This window comes from Haloparvum sedimenti, from assembly GCF_001462205.1.
GTDB lineage: Archaea > Halobacteriota > Halobacteria > Halobacteriales > Haloferacaceae > Haloparvum > Haloparvum sedimenti.
Window position 1 is genome coordinate 34,881 of sequence record NZ_LKIR01000116.1, and the last position, 19,509, is coordinate 54,389.

Sequence of the window (19,509 nt, forward strand, 5' to 3'; positions counted from 1 at the left end):
AACGGTCAACGGACCGGCCGGTCTCGCTACGCGACGCCGAGGTACTCGCCGAGCGTCGTGAGGTCGTCCTCGTCGACGCCGAAGGCGCCGATGTCGTTGTCGTCGGTCGTGTTATCGAACTTCAGCGATCGGTACTGATCGGGACCCATCGGGAACCCGGGGATCGCTCCGAGCACCGTCAGACCGAGTTTGGCCATCGGCATCGGGAGCGGGAGGATGCTGATACTCTTCCCCTCGGCTTCGTAGACGAGGTCCGTGACCTCCCGCAGCGTCAGCCGCTCCGGACCGCCCACCTCGTACGTCTCGCCGACGTGCTCGTCGCCCTCTAACCCGTCCGCGAGGACCGGGACGAGGTCCTCGACGTGGATGGGCTGGAACCGGGTGCGACCGCCGCCCGGGAGCGGGTACACCGGGACGCCGGGCGCGAACATCTCCTTCAGCCGCGTGGTGAACGAGACGAACTCGCCGCCGTCACCGAACACCACCGACGGCCGGAAGATCGTCCAGTCGAGGTCGCTCGCGCGGACGGCGGTCTCGGCCGCCCCCTTCGCCCGGATGTAGGCGGTGTCGCCGTCCGGGTCCGCCCCCAGCGCGCTCATCTGGAGGAAGCGGTCGGCGCCCGCCTCCTCGGCCGCGCGGATGAGGTTCTCCGTCCCGGCGCGGTGAACGCGGTCGTGCATCTCGTTGCCGCCCGACGGCTCGAACAGCGGCGAGAGGGCGACGAGGTTCACCACCGCGTCGTGGCCGGCGACCGCCTCGTCGAGCGTCTCGCGGTCGGTCACGTCGCCGACCGCGATCTCGATGCCCTCGGGCGCTCCCTCCCCCGAGCGCGCGAGGGCGGTCACTTCGTGGCCCCGGTCGCGGAGTTCGCGACAGAGGTACGACCCGATGAATCCCGTGCCGCCGGCGACGAGCACCTGCATGCGCTCACGTTGTGGCGGACTCGCCGTAAACCTACCGCGGGACGGCCACCGAACCGACCCGCAAGCGATCGCCGAACTGACCCGCAAGCGATCGCCGAACCGACCCGATTATGGGGGCTGCCCCGCGAGAGACGGATATGCTGATCACGCTGGAGGGCCTCGACGGGAGCGGGAAGACTACGGTGTGGGAGGCGCTTCACGCCTCGCATCCGGAGGCGGTGTTCACCCGCGAGCCGACGGACACGTGGTACGGTGAGGCGGTCTACCGCTCGATCGAGGACGACGCGGCCGACCCCCTCGCGGAGCTGTTCCTCTACACCGCCGACCACGCCGCCCACCTCTCCGAGACGGTCCGGCCGGCGCTCGCGGATGGGAAGCTGGTGGTCTCGGACCGCTACTCCGACTCGCGGTTCGCGTACCAGGCGGCGTCGCTCGCGGAGTCGGGGATCGAGCGCCCGCTGGAGTACATCCGCGGCATCCATCAGGCGTTCTCTCGGAAACCGGACCTGACTATCTATCTCGATCTCGACGCGAAGCGCGCGGCCGAGCGGTCGGGTGCGACGAACAAGTTCGAGCAGCGCGAGTACCTCTCGACGGTGCAGGCCAACTACGAGCGACTGATCAAGGCGGAGCCGGGCCGGTTCGTTCGCGTCGACGCCACGCGGTCGCCCGAAGAAGTCATTGAGCGCGTCGAGCGCGTGGTCGACGACGCCCTCGGGGACGAGTAGGCGCAGGGCAGCCGAAACTGTCGGGGACTACGACTCCACGTCGGGCAGCTCGTACTCCTCCGGCGGCTCGACGTAGAGGAAGTCCACGGCCGCGCCCAGCGCCCCGGGGATGAACACCAGGATCGCGAAGACGGCGCCCGAGCTCCCCAGATCGACGCCGATCCCGAACGGGCCCGTGAAGACCAGCGTGGACACGAGCAACACGATCGGAACGAGCGTCACGGCGTATATCGCCGTCCCCCAGTCGGTCTCCAGCTGCAGTCGGAAGAAGCGGGTCATCACCGCGGCGGCGAGCGCGTGCGCCGCCACGAGCCCGACAAGGAGGACGACCTGAAGCACCGAGGCCATGTGCGGGTTACGGGCGCGGTGCATTTCTCCCTGTCGGCTTCGCCACGCCGATCTCGTTCTCCCGCGTTGGTCACTTCGCGCCGGTCCCCCGGTCCGCTCACTCCTCCATCGAGACGTACGTCTTCGTGTCCACGACGCCGTCGAGGCGCCCGATCTGCTCCGAGACCGCCGAGAGCACGTCGTACACCTCGGGCGCGTCGACCTCCGCGATCAGGTCCCAGTCGCCCGCGACGACGTGCGCCTCCGCGACCGCGTCGATCCCCCGGATCGTCTCCACGAGATCGGCGGCCGCGCCCACGTCCGCCTTGACCAGTACGTACGCGTGAACCATGTGTGTCCTTCTCTCACAATGCTCAAAAACGTTCCCCCATCGGGGGCCTCGCGTCGGCGGAACTCCGGACCGCCGGGGACACGGTTATTGTCGAGGGGGTCGTTAGCACACTTCATGAAGTACGTCATCGTCGGAGCCGGGCGGGTCGGCCTCCGTACCGCGCGGGTCCTGCGCGAGGAGGACCACGAGGTCACCGTCGTCGAGTTCGACCCCGAGACCGCCGAGCGAGCGGAGTCGGCGGGCTTCGAGGTGGTGGTCGGCGACGGCGCCCGCGAGGACACGCTGGAGAGCGCAGGGATCGACGAGGCGGACGCGCTCGGCGCGCTCACGGGAGACCTCAACGTCAACTTCGCCGCCTGCATGATCGGGAAGCACCACGGCTGCCGGACCGTGATGCGCATCGACGAGGACTACCGCGAGGAGATTTACCAGAAGTACGCCTCCGACGTGGACGAGATAGTCTACCCCGAGCGGCTCGGCGCCATCGGCGCGAAGAACGCCCTGCTCGGCGGCAACGTGCAGGCGATCGCCGACATCGCCCAGAGCCTGCAGGTGCTCCTGTTCACCGTCACCGACCAGTCGCCGATGGCCGGCTACACGCTTTCGGAGGTCGCGCTGCCCTCTGAGGCGCGGATCCTCGCGTTCGGGAAGGGAGAGGACCCGCTCGGCGTGCCGCTCGCGGACGACTCGCTGGAGGTCGGCGACCGCGTGGCCGTCCTCGCGGACTTCTCCGTGCTGGACGAGGTGCGCCAGCTCCTCGTCGGCGACGCGGACGCGGTCACCTCGGTGACGGGAGGTGAGGCCTGATGGTCGTCGCCTACGTGATGGTGAAGGTGAACACCGGCGAGGCTGACCGGCTCAAGGCGGCGATGAGCGACCTCGACGGCGTCGAGGAGGTCCACGTCGTCGCGGGCGACGTGGACTTCGTCGTGAAGGTGAACGTGGACTCGCCGGGCGCGGTCAAGGAGGTGGCCGCGACCGGCATTCAGGGCATCAGCGGCGTCGAGAACACGCAGACGTACATCGCGATGGACTGACCGCGCCTCGCCCGAACGCGGGTGTGGTCCCTCCTTCCGACGCCACCGGCTCGGCGTACCCTTTTGACCCATGCCGCGCCAGACGGCGCGTGCTCTGACCGTTCGCCCGGGTCGAACGAGGCGGTCGCGCGGCGGCCCGACCCGGAGCCACCGCACCGCGGAGACGCGGGACGTTCCGCCGCCTGTTCGCCACTGCTCTCGCGGCCCTACGGCACGCCGCCGGACTTCCCCTGCCGGCGCGCCTTCGACAGCAGCGACGCCGCCGGCCCCTCGTACTCGTAGCCCGGAACGATCCCCTGCACGTAGGTCCCTTCGACGAAGTCGATGACGGCCGCCGCGTCGTCGACGCCCCGCCGCTCGTTGATGTCGACCAGCGACGTCTCCACGACCACCGTCTCCTCGTGCCGCGTCACGTCCACATCGAACTCGCGCGATTTGCGAGTGACCCCGCCAACGTCGACGACGCGCCGCTCGAACGCGTCGAACCAGCCGTCCTCGACGACGTCGGCGACGCCCTCGGTCGCGGCCGCACCGAGCGTCGGCACGGTGACGGTCACGTCGAAGCGGAGCTGCCCGTCCTCAGCCGCAGCCGGCGTCACGACGCCGTCGAACGCGGTGCTCGTGGAGACGTAGCGGTCGCCCTCACCGGCCGCCTCGAAGGAGCCGTGATCCGAGAAGGCCCGCCGAGCGCGGTCGGGGGCGTCCGTCGTGTCGCTCATACCCGGAGAAGGGCGTCCGCGCTCAAAAGGGCGTTGCGTCGGGAGAGGGCGACCGCGAGCGACGCGGTCGGACCTGCCAGCGGCGGCACGGGTCGCGACCGGGGGCGCCCGGCGACGCACCTACGGGCCGTCACCGACGGTGGCAGGGGCATCCGGATCTGGTGCGCTTTTGAGCGCCGCCGGCCAACACCGCCCATGGCAGAGGAGTTTCTCTCGACGGCGGCCCTCCGCGAGGAGCTGGAGGGGGTCACCTTCGACCGACCGCCGGCGCTCGTCAGCAACGCGCACATCACCGGCCTGAGCGTCGCCCGGGCGCTCTCCGAGCACGGCGTCCCCGTGATCGCGCTGGACAGGAACGGCGACGGCGTCGCGCCGCCGTCGGACGCGATCGACTTCGCCGGCGAGGTGACGTTCCCGCTGGAGGACCTCGACGGCTTCCGCGAGGACGTGGAGGCGGTCGTCGACGCGGTCGGCCGCGAGGTCGTCGCGTTCGGCTGCATGGACGAGTGGGCGCTGTCGTACGCGGCCGCGGAGCCGGAGGGAGTGAGACTCCCGTTCGCGGAGTCCGACGTGCTCGACGCGGTCCTCGACAAATCGGAGCTGTACGCGACGTGCGAGGAACTCGGCGTTCCGTACCCGGAGACGCACCGGCTCTCGGAGACGAGCGTCGACGAGGCCGCCGAGACGCTCGGCTTCCCGCTCGTCGTCAAGCCGGCGCTCAAACGCGAGTTCGAGGAGGCGTTCGGCACGAACGTGATCGAGGTCGCGGACCGCGAGGAGTTCGCGGACGTCGTCGAGGCGGCCGACGCTGAGGAGATCGAGGTGATGGCACAGAAACGGGTGAACGTCGCGACCGGCGAGGACCGCTCGCTGGCGTCGTACGTCCCGCCCTCGGGGGTTGAGGACGCGCTCGCGGTCGTCGGCAACGCTCGGGTGCGCTACCCCCAATCGTTCGGCACCTCGTGTCTGGTTGAGCGCGTCGAGGACCCCACCCTGCGCGAGCGCGCGCTCTCGGTGCTCGACGAGGCGGGCTACTACGGCATCAGCGAGGCGGAGTACGTCTACGACGCCGACCGCGAGGAGTACCTCCTGCTCGACGTGAACACGCGGCCGTGGAAGTGGATCTCCATGCCGGTCGCCGCGGGCGCGAACCTCCCGATGGCGGCGTACGCGGCGGTCACCGACGCGACCTACGAGTCCGAGGGGATCGAGGACGCGCGCTGGGTCTACCTGCGCGACTACCTCTCGCTGCTGGCCACCGACGACGCCTTCTGGGACATCCTCTCGACGACCGACTGGGCGTCGCTTTTGTCCGGTGCGTTCGAGGAATCCGGCGCGCTCACGACGGGCGTCTACCGTCCCTCCGACCCCGATCCGGCAGCGAAGCTGATCGAGACGGAGTTCACCGACCGCGAGTACTACTGCTCCTGTTGAGGCGGCGGTGGGGACGCGCTTCCGAGAAACGATCCGGGCCGCGTCGTCCCCGACCGGAACGCTTTGTGCCCCCGCCCGGCAGGGTTGGGTATGTATCTCCTGACGAACGGACTGATCCACACGGCGACCGAGGCCGGCACGATCGAGGGCGACCTCCTGATCGCGGACGGCGAGATCGCAGCGGTCGGCGACGTGGACGCCACCGCGGACGCGACCGAGATCGACGTGGACGGCGCCCACGTCACGCCCGGACTGGTCGACGCGCACAGCCACGCCGGCATGGCCGAGTGGGGCGAACCGGAGGACGGCGACGTCAACGAGGGAACCGACGCGGTGACGCCGCACGTCTCCGCGCTCGACGGCTTCCACCCGCGCGACGAGGAGCTCAAACACGCCTTCCAGAACGGTGTCACGTCGGTCTCCGCGCGGATGGGGTCGGGCAACGTCGTCGGCGGCGTCATCTGCTCGATGAAGACGTACGGCCGGACCGCCGACGAGATGCTGATCCGCGAGGACGGCATGAAGGCGGCGATGGGCGAGAACCCGAAGCGCTTCCACGGCGAGGAACAGGGCCGTCAGCCCTCGACGCGGCCGGGCGTCGCGGCGACACTCCGGCAGGCGCTGATGGACGCGGAGGACTACGTCGACCGCCGCGAGCACGCGCGCAACGAGGGCGAGCCCTTCGAGCGCGACCTCGGCATGGAGAACCTCTCCCGCGTGCTCACGGAAGGACTCCCGCTCCGGGTCCACGCCCACCGCTCCGACGACATCATGACGGTCTTCCGGATCGCCGAGGAGTTCGGGATCGAGAACCTCTCCATCGAGCACGCCACCGAGGGGCACCTGATCGCCGAGGAGTTCGCGAAGCGCGACGTGCCCGCGGTCGTCGGCCCGTCGCTCTACTCCGGTGCGAAGTACGAGCTCCGGAACATCACCTTCGAGACACCCGCGCTCCTCCACGAGGCCGGCGTCGACGTGGCCATCCAGACAGACGCGCCCGTGGTCCCGCAGCACCACCTCGACGTCTGCGTCGGGCTCGCGGTCCGCGAGGGATTCCCCGAGGGCGCGGCGCTGGAGGCCGTAACTCGGGTGCCAGCGGAGATCCTCGGCATCGACGACCGCGTCGGCACGCTCGAGGAGGGGACCGACGCGGACGTGGCGGTCTGGGACGGCATCTTCCACGAGAACGGCAGCCGGACCCAGCACGTCTTCGTCGACGGCGAGCACGTCTTCGACCGCGAGCGGGACGCGGTCGACCCGCGGGAAGAATACGCCTGGTAGGTCGGCGCCCCTGATAGATCGGCGCGGTCGTACTCGGTGGGCTCCGGGCGTCCGCTGCGTGGGTTTTCTCGCCCGGACGCCGATGTCGCTGATCCGGGCCGTGACACCGTCTGGAGCGCTCTCGACAGCCCCCTCATACGGTTCCGTGTCTGCTGTCGAATACGGTTCCGTGTCTGTCGGGGATCCCGCTACGTAAGACGGCAACATCTCGAAAGTCCCAGCCGGCTTCCTCTTTCAGTCCTACCCGCTCCGCCCCGCAACCACCCCGCAACCACCCCGCAACCGCCCTGCAACCGCCCCGCAACCGCACGGCAGCCTCGCACCTCCCCAGCCTCGGCGGTGGCGCGGCCGCGAAACCGCACAGCAGGCGGCCGCGCCACCGCCTCCCTCGCGCGCGTTCCTCGCGCGCGCCACCGCCGATAAGTGGTGGCTCGTGAGTGACAACTCACGGTCTCTCCCCGAATCACTCCCCGAGACCGCCTGGTTACTCGTCGAGGATCAGCCGAGTCGCTCGTCGAGGATCAGCCGCGTCTTCGTCGACTTGACCTCTTCCATCTCGCGGGCCTGTGAGATCAGGTCGTTGACGGCGCGGGTGTCGACCGCGTCGACGATCAGCACGATGTCCTCCTCGCCGGAGACCTGCCAGACGAAGTCGACCTCCGCCCAGTCGGTCATGCGCTCGCCGACCGCGCTCGTGTCGACGTTCATCTGCACCGAGATCTCGATCATCGCCTTCACGTTCCCCGTTCGCGTCGTCACCGTGAACCGCTCGATGACCCCCTCCTCAGTCATCCGGTCCACGCGGTTCCGCACGGTCCCCTCGGAGGTGCCCACACGCTCGGCGATCTCCGTGTAGGGAGTTCGCGCGTCCCGTCGGAGGATCGAGAGGATCTGCCGGTCGAGGTCGTCCATGCCCGAGTGTACGCCCCCCGCCACTTACTCGTTACGAATATCGTAACAGCTCTTCGAACAACGCGGCAAAATGGGTTTTCCGGTGCGATCTTCGTAGCAACGCGTCGCTTCTCGAACCGTCGCTCCTCACCGGAGCCCGCGCGCCAGCCCCCCGACGACCCCGAGGGCGACCGCTATCGCGACCGGGGCGGCCGCCAGCGGACCGGCGCCCAGCAGCGGAGCGAGGTCGCCGCTCCCCGACAGCGACAGCGCGAACGCCGCGAGGACGACGAGCGAGAACGCGGCGCCGTACGCCACGCCGCGCCGGAGGGTCGGCGCGAGCAGGCCCCACGCGCCAGCGCCGAGCAGGATCCCGAGTGGGTGCAGCGTCGCGAGCGCCACCGCGACCGCGCCCGTTCCCGCGAACGCGACGGCCCGGACGAGGGTGACCCGCGAGCGCCGGTCCGCGGCCGCCCCGGCGCGCCGATCACGCATTGTCGGCCTCCGCGAACCGGAACTGCACCTCGCCCGTCGGCTCCAGCCGGAGGGGTTTGTACTCGCCGTCCGCCCAGCGCTTCAGCTGGCTCGCGTAGCCGTTCGAAAAGGGCCGACCGGAGTTGCCTCCGGGAAGGATCGCGCGCGCCTCGTCGGGCGACCAGAGCATGCGCCAGCTCGACCCGGCCGACGACTCGCGACGGTAGTTGAACAGCGTGGCCGGCGAGCCGTCCGTCGGGTACGCGGGGTAGTTCAGGAACGACTGCCCGAAGGGGTGCCGGATCGCGGCGGTGGAGTTCACGTCGCCGTATGTCGTCGCCTCGCCCGCCTCTCGCTCCGCCGTCACGCGATCGACGGCAACCGCGAGGCTCTCGCGCAGCAGGGCGTCCCGGGACCGCCCACCGAGCCAGTCCCCGTCCGGATCGAGGCCGACGAGGACCCAGTCGGTCGGCCAATCGCCCTCGTCGAGGCCCGCGGCCGCGAACCGGTCGGCGAAGACGCGGTCTCGGTAGGCCGCGATCAGGCGGTCGAACAGCAGGGCCGCCTCCGAGTCGCGGGTCATTCGCCGGTCCCAGTCCTCGAGGGTCGCGGCCGCCTCGCGGAGGGCAGGGTCCGAGTCGCCGTCGGCCGCCGCGACGGCGTCCACCACGAGGGGGACCAGCCGACCCGCGCGACCGTCGCGGACGTCGCGCTGGACGCTCGCCATGTCGCCGAGCGTGAGGGGTGTCTCCGCCGCGACCGCCGCGTCCAGCCGGTCGTAAACGCGGATCCCGCGCCACGGCGTCGAGTACCCCTCCGCGAGGTAGTAGGGGTAGGCGTCGTCGTCGACGATCCGCTGGTTGGCGGTCGCCAGCAGGTCGGGGTCCTCGCGGGCCGGCATCTCCTCGAAGGGGATGGCTCCGGACCAGTCGGGGTCCGGGTCGTAGGGCTCGTAGCCGGGCCACTCGCCCTCCCGCGCGGATCCGTCGTGGACGCGGTCGCCGCGGACCGGCTCGCCGCCGGTCTCTCGGATCGGAACGCGGCCGGTGACGCGAAACAGGGTGCCGCCGTCGGCGTCGGCCGCGACCAGGCACTGGCTGAACGAGTCGAACGAGCGCGACGCCGCGTCGATCTCGGCGACCGTCTCCGCGCGCGGGAACTCCCTGATCGCGGTCGTGACCCCCGAGCCGACCAGGCCGGTCCACGCGATACCCACTTCTCGGCCCTCCCGGTCGAGGACGGGACCGTGGACGGATTTTCTGACCGCGACCGTCCGGTCCGCTGCGCCCGCGACCGGGATCGTCGCGGTCTCCGTCTCGAACGCGCGCCACTCGTCGCCGCATCTGTACTCCGCGGGGACCGTGTCCGAGTCGGTCATGTCGTCCTCGACCGCCACCTCCCCGCGCGTCTCGTAGGTGTAGCAGTCGAGCTGGTCACTGCCCGGGTTGGTGAACCCCCACGCGCAGCGGTCGCTGGCACCGATGACGACGAAGGGGACGCCCGGGAACGTGACGCCGCGCACGTCCGACTCCGGCGTGGTGACGTGCTGTTCGTACCACACCGGCGGCGCCTGTAGACTCAGGTGGGGATCGTTGGCGAGCAGCGGATCTCCGGAGGCGGTGTGGGCCCCGGAGACGACCCACGAGTTCGATCCGAACCCTGGCGGCGACTCGAACCCCGAGAGCCACGAAGCGAGGTCCGGGTCCACGTCGGCCGCGGGCGGCGCGTCGGGTCGCGTCTCGTCTCGCAGTCCGACGCGCCGAGACTCGTCCCCCTCGGGTTCAGCGTCCCGGAGGATCGGCGAGTCGTGGTCGTAGCGTTGCGGGAACAGTTCAGCGACCGCCGCCTCGCCGAGGGCGTCGCGGAGCGCGGCCCGGCGGAGGCTTCGGAAGCTCCCGGTCAGCGCCCACGCGATCTGTTTCTCCATCAGCATCGTGTCGACGGGAGTCCACGGCACGGGCTCGTAGTCGAGCAGCCGGAACTCGACGGGGAGGTCTCCCTCCTTCATGCGGGCGTTGACCCCGTCAGCGTAGGCGCCGACGGCGTCGCCGGCGGGCGTGTCGCGGATCCGATCCCACGACGCCTCGGCCGCGCGGACGAAGTCCATGCGGACGTGGAACTCGTCGGAGCCGAGCGTCGCGGGGCCCACGACCTCCGAGAGGCGACCGCGCATCACGCGCCGCTGGAGGTCGAGCTGGAACAGCCGGTGTGTCGCCTGCGCGTAGCCGGTGGCGTACGCCGCCGCGAGCTCGTCGTCGGCCGCGACGTGGGGGACTGCTTCCTCGTCGATCCGGACGGTCGCCGGGCCGTGCGGGCTTGCGACGGTTCCGTCGGCCGGCGGATCGCCCCACGCGGAGCCCGAGAGCGGAGCGAACGCGCGCAGGTAGCCCGCCACGGGCGAGAGGGTCCCGGCGGCGGCGGTCCCGCCGATGATCGCGCCGATCAGACCGCGCCGCGTCGTGGAGGGTCCGTCTCCTAGATCGGTCACAACTCTCACACGGTTGGTGATGTGTTAAGCGTACCTCCGGTCGTGGGGGCTCTCTCGGTCGTCTCTGACGCAGCGCCGACCGTCTCCGCAGCCGGTTACGAATATCGTAACTCTACTTCGAACGACGCACTTATTACGCTTCCTCCGTACGTATCTCGTAATGACGGACGCCTACCTCGCGCTGGAGGACGGCCGCGTGTTCGAGGCGCGCGCGCGTGCTCCGGGGCAGACCCGCGGCGAACTGGTGTTCACGACCGCGTATACGGGGTACGAGGAGTCGCTCACCGACCCCTCCTACGCGCAGCAGGTGCTCACCTTCTCCTACCCGCTGATCGGGAACTACGGCGTCCGAGACGAGCGGTTCGAGTCCGACCACGTGCAGCCGAGCGCCGCCATCGCCCGTGAGTTCACGGACGACGTGGCCGACTGGCTGGCGAGCGAGGGCGTCCCGGCGATCGACCACCTCGACACCCGCGAGATCGTGACGAGCGTCCGCGAAGAGGGCGCGATGGCGTGCGGCATCGCGGCGGGCGAGGACGCGACGCCGGAGGACGCGGTCGCGGAGATGGAGGCGTGCGTCCCGATGAGCGACCACACCGACATCGGCGCGGAGGTGTCGGTCGACGAACCCGAAGTCCACGACGGCGGCGGCGACTACACCGTCGCGCTGCTGGACTGCGGCGCGAAGGGCTCGATCATCGAGAACCTCACCGCCCGCGGCGCGGACGTGCACGTGCTCCCGTACGACGCGACGCCCGAGGCGGTTTCGGCCGTGAATCCCGATGTCGTGTTCGTCTCGAACGGGCCGGGCGATCCGGAGAACTTCGAGGCCGCACAGACGGTCGCGGAGGCGTTCGCCGGCGACGTGCCGCTTGCGGGCATCTGCCTCGGCCAGCAGATCGTCGCCTCGGCGCTCGGCGGGTCGACGGAGAAGATGGCGTTCGGCCACCGCGGCGTCAACCAGCCCGTCCGCGACCTGGAGACGAACCGCGTCGTGATGACGACCCAGAACCACGGCTACACGGTCGCGGACCCCGGTCCGCTGGAGGTGACGCAGGTGAACGTCAACGACGACACCCCCGAGGGGCTCGACAGCGAGGACCTCGACATCATCACGCGCCAGTATCACCCCGAGGCCAACCCCGGCCCGAACGACAGCCTCGACTTCTTCGACGACGTGCTGGACCTGGCGACCTCGCGCTCGCCCGTCACGGCCGACTGAACGCGGTCGGTCCGCTTCCGGCGGCTATTCCTCCACTATTCTTCCCCGCCGAGCCACGCGAGCGCGTCCCGACGGCGGTCGAGGAGCGTCCCGAGGTGGTCGGTCTCGGACGTGACGAGTCGGCCGCCCGCCGCCTCGACGAACTCCCGCGCCGGGCCGATCGGCGTGTTCTCGTCGCGCGTCCCGTGCCACGCTCGGACGGGACAGCTCGGTCGGTCGGGATCGAGCGAGCGGTCGCCGAACGCTCGCGTCTCGCGAGCGACGACGCCCGGTCCCTGCCGCAGCGCCTCGTGGAAGTCGGTCGCGACGGCCGCGGCGGTCGGCTCCGGCACGTCGCGGTCGGTGTACTGGCCGACGACGGCGTCCGGCCCCACCACCCGGGCGACCGCGGCGGAGCACCGGAAGAGAAGGGGGATCGCGTACGGGATCCGGGAGAGCGTGGCGAGCCCGTTGTCGGCCGGCGGGACGACGGTGCTGACCAGCCCGAGTCGGGTCACCCAGTCGCGCTCCGCCGCCGCGACCGCGAAGGGACCGCCGCCGGAGAACCCGAGGACGGCCGCGCGGTCGATCGACGCGGCCTCGCGAAGCGCCGTCAGGTCTGCGCCCCAGTCGTGCCACGTCCAATCGCTCGGCGGCGGCGACGAGCGGCCCGCTCCCGGTCGGTCGGGGACGATCAGTCGGACGTCCGCCGCGGTGGCCGCCTCGTCGAACAGCGCGGCGAACAGCCGCGACCCGGGAGTGCCGTGGTGGGCTATCACCGGGGCGCCGTCCTGCGCGCCGCAGGTGGCGTACGCGAGCGTGCGGCCGTCGGGGAGTGAGCACGTGTCGGTCGCGAGCGTCCGCCGTGGGTCCGTCGTGGAGGGCATCGGCCGGCGCTTCGCGTCGACCGATAAATGGGGTTGTGATCTCCGGCGGCGGTCAGCGGAACCACGCTGCGATCCGCGCGAGCCGGTGAGCACCCTGGAGCGCGCCCACGCGAGCCGTCGAGGCGGCGCTGAACGCCGCCCACTTCGCGGTCGCGGCGCTTTTGACCGCGCCCGTCTTCGCGTAGTAGCCCGACTTGCGAGCGGCCGCGATGGCGTAGTGACGCGCCGCCATCGGAACGGGCGCGCGCTTTCCGCTGACGGTGGTCGAGCCCGCGCGGATCGCGTCGAGCACGTCGGCGGCGGTCACCTCGGCCGCGGACGCCGCGCCCTCGACTTCCACTTCGGTGAACGCGCGACCGACGTACTGGAGCGTGTGGGCGTCGCTGGCGGCGACGCCCGGCAGGTCGTGGACCGTCGCGAACCGCCGCGCCTTGCGGTTGCGGTAGCCCGTGAACAGCCACGCGTTGAACACCTCGACGGCGTCGACGCCGCGTCGCGGGGGAACGCGGTCGGGGGACTCGGCGTCCATGTCGGGGGACTCCGCGTCGGCGTCGCCGTCCCCGTCGGCGGCGTCTCCTGCCGGCCCGTCCGCTTCGTCCCCCGGGACCGGGACGTGTCTGCGCCGGACGCCGTGCCGCGACCGCTGGAAGGGATGGGGAACGACCGCGACGCCGCCGTGGTCGTGGATCCACGCGACCGTCTCGTCGTAGGGGGCGCGGTGGGGCGGCATCTCCTCGACGCCGATCGCAAGCAGGTGGCCGTGGGCGGTCGACACCTCCACGCCGGGGATGCCGATCAGGTCGTACTCCGGGGCCAGCTCGGCCGCGCGGAGCGACTCGCTCATCGTGTCGTGGTCCGTGATGACCACCGCGTCCAGGCCGATGTCCGCCGCGTGTTCCAAGATCAGCTCCACCGGCTCATGGCCGTCGTAGCTGCCGTCGGAGTGGACGTGCGGGTCGATGCGGACGGTGGCGCGCTGCACGGGGCCCGTTACGTCGGTCGGATATATAAGGTCGTCCGCCGGTCACCGATTCATAATCCGTCCTACAAGAACGCGCTTCAGGGAACGGTTATGTCCCGGGTCGTGGTACTAATTACCATGGGTGTTCCCGAGACGCACGAGGCGGCGGTCGAACTGGACGAACTGCGGGAGTCGGGCCGCGAACTGGTCGCGCTCGACGGCGTGCCGATCGCGGTGTTCCACCACGAGGGCGAGGTCCGCGCGGTGAACAACCGGTGTCCGCACATGGGGTTCCCGCTCACCGAGGGGACCGTCGACGAGGGGATCCTCACCTGCGAGTGGCACCACGCGCGCTTCGAGCTCTCCTGCGGGAACACCTTCGACCCGTGGGCCGACGACGTGGAGACGTACCCCACCCTGGTCGAGGACGGCACCGTTTACGTGAACCCGAACCCGGAGCGCGACCGTTCCCCGGCCGAACACTGGCGGGAGCGGCTGGAGGACGGCCTCGAGCGAAACATCCGGCTGGTGATCGCGAAGTCCGCGGTCGGGCTGGCGGACGCCGGCGTGCCGGTGTCCGAGCAGTTGGAGGCGGGCGTCGCGTTCGGCACGCGGTACCGGCAGGGGGGCTGGTCGTCCGGGCTCACCATCCTCACGGCGCTGTCGAACGTCGCGGCGGACCTCGACCCGCAGGACCGCCAGCGCGCGATGTACCAGGGGCTGACCGAGGTGGCGAGCGACTGCGCCGACGAGCCGCCCAAGTTCGAGGAGGACGAGTTCGACACCCGCGAGGTCCCCTACGACCGGCTGAAGGAGTGGTTCCGTGACTGCGTCGAGGTCCGCGACCCGGACGGCGCCGAGCGGTGTCTGCGCACCGCGGTCGCGTGCGGCCACGACGACGCCGAGCTCGCGGAGATCGTTGCCGCGGCCACGACCGACCACCGCTACCTCTCGACGGGCCACGCGTTCGACCACTTCAACAAGGCGACCGAGGCGCTCGACCGCGTCGGCTGGGACGAGGCGGACGCGGTGCTGTCGAGCCTCGTGGAGAACCTCACGAGCGCCGAGCGCAGCGAGGAGCTGGCCGAGTGGCGCCGCCCCGACGACCTCGCCGGCATGTGCGAGGACCTGTTCGACCGACTCGACGACCTCGTCGCGGCTGGGGAGGGCGAAGAATGGACCGAGCCGGACGACTTCACCGAGACGCTCCGTGGGTCGGATCCGGAACCGATCTTCGACGCGCTGGAGACCGCGATCCGGAACGGCGCGACCGTCGAGCAGCTCGCGGGCGCCGTGGCGTACGCGGCCGCGACGCGGGTCGCGCGGTTCGGGACGAGCAACGAGTTCGTCGACTGGAACACCGTCCACCACACGTTCACGTACGCAAACGCCGTCCACCGGATGGCGGAGCGCGTGGACGCCCCCGAACTCTACCGCGGCGTCGTCGACGCGGCCGTGAACGTCTACCTCGACCGGTTCCTCAACACGCCGCCGGCGCCGTATCCGGACCCGGCGCCCGACGCCGACCCCGACGAGGCACTGGCCGACCTCCGGCTGTGCTTCGAGACGGAGGGCGAGGTCGACGCGGCGGCGCGGGCGACCGCGCGCTACCTCGACGGGGGCGGCGACCCCGACCGTCTCAAGGCCGAACTCGGCAACGCGCTGCTGATCGAGGACACGAACTTCCACACGTTTCAGGCGCTGGAGGCGGCGTTCTCACAGTATGACCGCCGCGAGGACCCAGCAGAGCGTCGCCTCCTCCTGGTCGCGCTCGCGCGCTACATGGCCGCCCACTACCCTACCCGCCGCGAGCGCGAGGGGACCTTCTCGATCGCCACCCGGCTCCACCGCGGCGAGGCAGTCCACGAGTAGGGCGCGGAGCGCGGTGCGGAGGCGCCCGTCACGGCCTCGTTTCGGCCCGAATCGGGGTGACCCGGCCGGTGAAACCTTTTTCCGCGCGCCTCGCCGACGTACGGCCATGTACGACGCCGTCGTGTTCGACAACGACGGGGTGTTAGTCGGTCGGACGCCGTTCGACACGCTCCGCGAGGCCGCCTGGGACGCCTTCGAGAGCGCCGGCGTGGAGGACCCGGACCTGGCCCACGTCGACGACGTGGCCGCGGGCGTGACGCCGGGCGACCTGGCCTCGCTGTGCGAGCGATACGACCTCGACCCCGGCGAGTTCTGGACCCTCCGCGACCGGGTCGCCAGCGAGGCGCAGGTCCGGGACGCCCGGTCCGGCCGCAAGACGCCCTACGACGACGTGGACGTGCTCCGGGAGTTCGACGCCAAACTCGGCGTCGTCTCCTCGAACCAGCAGGCGACGGTGGACTTCCTCCTCGACCACTTCGGGCTGGACGGCCACTTCGGGACGGCCTACGGCCGCGAGCCGACGATCGCCAGCCTCTCGCGCAAGAAGCCCTCGCCGTACTACATCGAACGTGCGCTGGAGGACCTGGAGGCCGACACCGCGCTGTTCGTCGGCGACAACGAGTCCGACATCGAGGCGGCCGACAACGCGGGCGTCGACTCCGCATTTATCCGGCGACCGCACCGGCGCGACTTCGACCTGAGCCGGCAGCCCACCTACGAGGTCGCGGACCTCCACGACCTGTTGAGCATCTGCGGTCGGCGGTAGGGCGGCCCAGGTCGCTCCCGCACCGTCCCGCACCGTCCCGCAACCGCCCGTCACGCTCGGCGGGGCTTGATAATCCTTAAGAGCGGGACGGCGGAACTCATCCGTAATGAGAGTCGTCGTTTCTGTCGGCGGGAGCGTGCTCGCGCCGGATCTCGATTCCGACCGCGTCGGGGACCACGCCGACGCGATCCGGACGCTGGTCGACGAGGGGTGCGAGGTCGGCGTCGTCGTCGGCGGGGGCGGCGTCGCCCGTGACTACATCGGCGCCGCCCGCGAGCTGGGCGCCAACGAGGTCCAGCTCGACAAGCTGGGAATCGGCGTCACGCGGCTCAACGCCCGCCTGCTGATCGCGGCGCTGGGCCAGCGGGCCACGCTCTCGCCGGCGGAGGAGTACGACGACGCGGCGGCCGCGCTCCGCCGCGGCGAGGTGGCGGTGATGGGCGGCGTGATGCCCGGACAGACGACCGACGCGGTGGCGGCCGCGTTCGCGGAGTCCGTCGACGCCGACCTGCTCGTGTACGCCACGAGCGCCGACGGCGTCTACGACGCGGACCCCAACGAGAACCCGAACGCGGAGCAGTACGCGGCGCTGTCGCCCGCGGAGCTGGTCGACATCGTGGTCCCCATGAGCCGGGACGCGGGGGCGTCCGCGCCGGTCGACCTGCTCGCGGCGAAGCTGATCGACCGGGCCGGCATCCGGTCGATCGTGCTCGACGGAACCGACCCCGAGGTGCTGGTGGACGCGGTCCTCCGCGGGACGCACACCGGCACCGACGTGGTGCCGGAGGGGACCGCCGAGCCGACCGACTGGGCACAGGAGGAATAAATGAGCGCAGACGACCGCCGCGACCCGCACACGCTGTCGACGGGCGGAGGGAGCGGCGACGATGGCGACGCCGAGTCGGGAACGGGCGACGAGACCGACGACGGCGAGCCGACCCACCACGCCTTCTGGGCGGACGCGGTCGCGGACGCCGTGGCGGCGCGCGACCCCGACGACCCGGTCGTGATCAAGGGGGGCGTCTCGCCGTCGGGCGTCGCGCACCTCGGCAACTTCAACGAGATCATCCGCGGCTACTTCGTCGCCGAGGTCCTGCGCGAGCGCGGCCACGAGGTCCGGCAGGTGTTCACCTCCGACGACAAGGACCCGCTCCGGAAGGTGCCCCGGAAGCTCGCGGACCCGGATGGCAACATCGTCGGTCTCGGCGAGGTCGACGCGGGCGCGCTCGGGCGGAACCTCGGCAAGCCGTACACGGACATCCCGGACCCCTTCGGCGAGAAGGAGTCGTACGCGGCCCACTTCGCGTCGCTCCTCAAGGCGGACGCCGACCGGCTCGGCGTCCCCGTCGAGATGGTCTCGAACACCGACCTGTACGCGGACGGCACCTTCGAGCCGGTGGTCCGCAAGGCGCTCGAGCGCGTCGACGACGCCCGAGAGGTCCTGGGACAGTACCAGGACAAGGTCGACGAGACGTACGTCCCGTTCAACCCGGTGTGCGCGGAGTGCGGCAAGGTGACGGAGACGGTGACCGCGGTCGACCTCGAGGCCGGCACGGTCGAGTACGAGTGCACGGGGATGGAAGCGGGGGGCAACGAGATCGAGGGCTGCGGCCACGCGGGCACCGCGACGTTCCGCGAGGGGAAGCTCCCGTGGCGCTTCGAGTGGCCCGGCCAGTGGGGCGTCCTCGGCGTCGACTTCGAGCCGTTCGGCAAGGACCACGCCGAGGGGTCGTGGCCCTCCGGCGTCGACATCGCCGAGAACGTTCTCGACGTGGAGCCGCCGGTGCCGATGGTGTACGAGTGGTTCACGCTGAACGGCGAGGCGCTCTCCTCGTCGGCGGGCAACATCGTCACCGTCCCGGAGATCCTCGACCTGCTGGAGCCGGAGGTGTTACGCTACTTCTTCGCGCTCGACCCGAAGAAGGCGCGCGACCTGAACCTGGAGCGGCTCGACCAGCTCGTCGACCGCTTCGACCGCTTCGAGCGCGCCTACTTCGGCGAGGTGGACGACGAGGAGCTGACGCGCTTCGCTGAGCGCGCGTACCCCTTCGTGGTCGAGGAGGTCCGCGAGGAGCGCGTCCGGCTGCCGTACACGTTCGCGGCCGTGCTCGGCATGGTCGAGGACCCCGACTTCCGCGAGCAGCTGGCCCGCGACGAGGGGCACTTCGACGACGACACGCCCGACTGGGCGGTCGCGGACGCGCTCAAACGCGTCGAGAAGGCCCGCGCGTGGGCCGAGCGCATGGACAACGAGTACAACTACCGGCTGCAGACGGAGCTCCCGGCGGCGGAGTTCGACGCGGACGTGGCGGCCGCGCTCGACGACCTCGCCGACTTCGTCGCGGCGGGCAACGACGGCGAGGCGATCCAGGGCGAGATGTACGAGACCGCCCGCAGACACGACATCGAGGTCTCGGACTTCTTCGCGGCCGGTTATCGCCTCTTCTTCGACGAGACGCAGGGGCCGCGGCTCGGCGAGTTCCTCGGCGAGCTGGAGACCGATTTCGTGGTCGACCGCCTGCGACGGGAGGCCTGATCGATCGTGCCCGAGGACCGCTCGCTGGACGACTTCGCGGGCGAGGCGAGCGAGGCAGGCGAGACTGACGAGGCGGGCGAGGAGTCCGCCTCGCCGTCGGACGCGCCCGCGGAGTCGACGGAGAACGGTTCGGAGTCGGAACGGACCGATACGGACTCGGGCGGTGCTGCCGCCGACCCGGACCCGGCGACGCCGACGGCCGACTGGACCACGGGCGGCACCGACTGCGAGCGCTGCGGCGCGACCGTCGAGCGCCGGTGGCTCGACGACGGCGATCGTGTCTGTGCCGACTGCAAGGCGTGGTAGGTCGGCACCCGCAAACGTGACAATCCTCTTGTGATTTTCCGAGCCGGCGCCACAAAGTTCTTGTCGTGTGGGTTGTTACCATAGACCGAGAGGTGGTGCCCAACTGAACCGACGCTCGACACACGGACGACGCACGCGCACCGCCCGCCGACTGCCCTGAACGGGGACACGGACGGAATCGGCAGCCGCTCCCGCGAGCCGTACAGGACTCGAGAACGGTATCGAACAGAGACCGCACGCGAGACGCACCGAACGGAGACCGCACGCGAGACGCACCGAACGGAGACCGCACGCGAGACGCACCGAACGGAGACCGCACGCGAGAC

At 70.8% G+C, this 19,509-nt stretch carries 20 protein-coding genes; 11 read left to right on the top strand and 9 right to left on the bottom strand.

Annotation, left to right across the window (positions count from 1 at the left end; all coding sequences use genetic code 11):
• Positions 1 to 26 precede the first annotated feature (26 nt).
• Positions 27 to 923, bottom strand: a complete 897-nt coding sequence (locus AN233_RS06630; RefSeq protein WP_058366013.1) for a complex I NDUFA9 subunit family protein — start codon at positions 921 to 923, stop codon at positions 27 to 29.
• Between the two features lie 137 nt (positions 924 to 1,060).
• Between AN233_RS06630 and tmk the strand changes: the two genes are divergently transcribed.
• Complete coding sequence (gene tmk / locus AN233_RS06635; RefSeq protein WP_058366014.1) at positions 1,061 to 1,651, top strand: dTMP kinase; 591 nt, start codon at positions 1,061 to 1,063, stop codon at positions 1,649 to 1,651.
• A gap of 27 nt (positions 1,652 to 1,678) precedes the next feature.
• Here the strand turns inward: tmk and AN233_RS06640 are convergent, their stop codons facing one another.
• Together AN233_RS06640 and AN233_RS06645 are read right to left on the bottom strand one after the other, a co-directional pair.
• Positions 1,679 to 1,999 (bottom strand): hypothetical protein, encoded by a 321-nt coding sequence (locus tag AN233_RS06640; RefSeq protein WP_058366015.1) that lies wholly within the window; start codon positions 1,997 to 1,999, stop codon positions 1,679 to 1,681.
• A gap of 97 nt (positions 2,000 to 2,096) precedes the next feature.
• Positions 2,097 to 2,330, bottom strand: a complete 234-nt coding sequence (locus AN233_RS06645; RefSeq protein ID WP_058366016.1) for an Lrp/AsnC family transcriptional regulator — start codon at positions 2,328 to 2,330, stop codon at positions 2,097 to 2,099.
• Positions 2,331 to 2,444: 114 nt separating this feature from the next.
• Here AN233_RS06645 and AN233_RS06650 point away from each other — a divergent pair, with 114 nt between their 5' ends.
• Entirely contained in the window at positions 2,445 to 3,137 is a 693-nt protein-coding gene (locus AN233_RS06650; RefSeq protein ID WP_058366017.1) for a potassium channel family protein, read from the top strand.
• Positions 3,137 to 3,367 (top strand): Lrp/AsnC family transcriptional regulator, encoded by a 231-nt coding sequence (locus AN233_RS06655; protein ID WP_058366018.1) that lies wholly within the window; start codon positions 3,137 to 3,139, stop codon positions 3,365 to 3,367. The genes AN233_RS06650 and AN233_RS06655 overlap by 1 nt, the downstream gene beginning before the upstream one ends.
• A gap of 206 nt (positions 3,368 to 3,573) precedes the next feature.
• Here AN233_RS06655 and AN233_RS06660 read toward each other — a convergent pair whose 3' ends face one another.
• Entirely contained in the window at positions 3,574 to 4,086 is a 513-nt protein-coding gene (locus AN233_RS06660) for a DUF5813 family protein (protein WP_058366019.1), read from the bottom strand.
• 195 nt (positions 4,087 to 4,281) lie between these two features.
• On the opposite strand from AN233_RS06660, the gene AN233_RS06665 reads away from it, so the two are divergent.
• Complete coding sequence (locus AN233_RS06665; RefSeq protein ID WP_058366020.1) at positions 4,282 to 5,520, top strand: carboxylate--amine ligase; 1,239 nt, start codon at positions 4,282 to 4,284, stop codon at positions 5,518 to 5,520.
• A 90-nt stretch (positions 5,521 to 5,610) separates the two neighbouring features.
• A complete protein-coding gene (locus AN233_RS06670) occupies positions 5,611 to 6,801 on the top strand; it encodes an amidohydrolase family protein (protein ID WP_058366021.1) in 1,191 nt (396 codons plus the stop codon).
• A 498-nt stretch (positions 6,802 to 7,299) separates the two neighbouring features.
• Here the strand turns inward: AN233_RS06670 and AN233_RS06675 are convergent, their stop codons facing one another.
• From AN233_RS06675 to AN233_RS06685, 3 genes are all read right to left on the bottom strand, one after another.
• Positions 7,300 to 7,713 carry an Lrp/AsnC family transcriptional regulator gene (locus tag AN233_RS06675; RefSeq protein ID WP_058366022.1) on the bottom strand — a complete coding sequence of 138 codons (414 nt, stop codon included), beginning with the start codon at positions 7,711 to 7,713 and terminating at the stop codon, positions 7,300 to 7,302.
• Positions 7,714 to 7,839: 126 nt separating this feature from the next.
• Entirely contained in the window at positions 7,840 to 8,187 is a 348-nt protein-coding gene (locus AN233_RS06680) for a hypothetical protein (RefSeq protein WP_058366023.1), read from the bottom strand.
• Complete coding sequence (locus AN233_RS06685) at positions 8,180 to 10,654, bottom strand: penicillin acylase family protein (protein WP_058366024.1); 2,475 nt, start codon at positions 10,652 to 10,654, stop codon at positions 8,180 to 8,182. The genes AN233_RS06680 and AN233_RS06685 overlap by 8 nt, the downstream gene beginning before the upstream one ends.
• Before the next feature lie 160 nt (positions 10,655 to 10,814).
• On the opposite strand from AN233_RS06685, the gene carA reads away from it, so the two are divergent.
• Positions 10,815 to 11,876, top strand: a complete 1,062-nt coding sequence (carA, locus tag AN233_RS06690) for a glutamine-hydrolyzing carbamoyl-phosphate synthase small subunit (protein WP_058366025.1) — start codon at positions 10,815 to 10,817, stop codon at positions 11,874 to 11,876.
• 35 nt (positions 11,877 to 11,911) lie between these two features.
• Here the strand turns inward: carA and AN233_RS06695 are convergent, their stop codons facing one another.
• On the bottom strand, positions 11,912 to 12,742 hold the full coding sequence (locus AN233_RS06695; protein ID WP_058366026.1) for an alpha/beta fold hydrolase: 831 nt from the start codon (positions 12,740 to 12,742) through the stop codon (positions 11,912 to 11,914).
• A gap of 52 nt (positions 12,743 to 12,794) precedes the next feature.
• Entirely contained in the window at positions 12,795 to 13,724 is a 930-nt protein-coding gene (locus AN233_RS06700; RefSeq protein WP_058366027.1) for a CehA/McbA family metallohydrolase, read from the bottom strand.
• A 117-nt stretch (positions 13,725 to 13,841) separates the two neighbouring features.
• On the opposite strand from AN233_RS06700, the gene AN233_RS06705 reads away from it, so the two are divergent.
• The 5 genes from AN233_RS06705 (at position 13,842) to AN233_RS06725 (ending at position 19,183) form a co-directional block, all read left to right on the top strand.
• Positions 13,842 to 15,575: a Rieske (2Fe-2S) protein gene (locus AN233_RS06705; RefSeq protein ID WP_058366028.1), complete on the top strand. Its 1,734-nt coding sequence runs from the start codon at positions 13,842 to 13,844 to the stop codon at positions 15,573 to 15,575.
• Positions 15,576 to 15,681: 106 nt separating this feature from the next.
• Entirely contained in the window at positions 15,682 to 16,341 is a 660-nt protein-coding gene (locus tag AN233_RS06710) for an HAD family hydrolase (RefSeq protein WP_058366029.1), read from the top strand.
• A gap of 106 nt (positions 16,342 to 16,447) precedes the next feature.
• Positions 16,448 to 17,167, top strand: a complete 720-nt coding sequence (gene pyrH, locus AN233_RS06715) for a UMP kinase (protein WP_058366030.1) — start codon at positions 16,448 to 16,450, stop codon at positions 17,165 to 17,167.
• On the top strand, positions 17,168 to 18,877 hold the full coding sequence (gene lysS, locus AN233_RS06720; protein WP_080508394.1) for a lysine--tRNA ligase: 1,710 nt from the start codon (positions 17,168 to 17,170) through the stop codon (positions 18,875 to 18,877).
• Between the two features lie 6 nt (positions 18,878 to 18,883).
• Positions 18,884 to 19,183, top strand: coding sequence for a DUF7573 domain-containing protein (locus tag AN233_RS06725; RefSeq protein WP_058366031.1), 300 nt, complete (start codon positions 18,884 to 18,886; stop codon positions 19,181 to 19,183).
• The last annotated feature ends 326 nt before the right edge of the window (positions 19,184 to 19,509 follow it).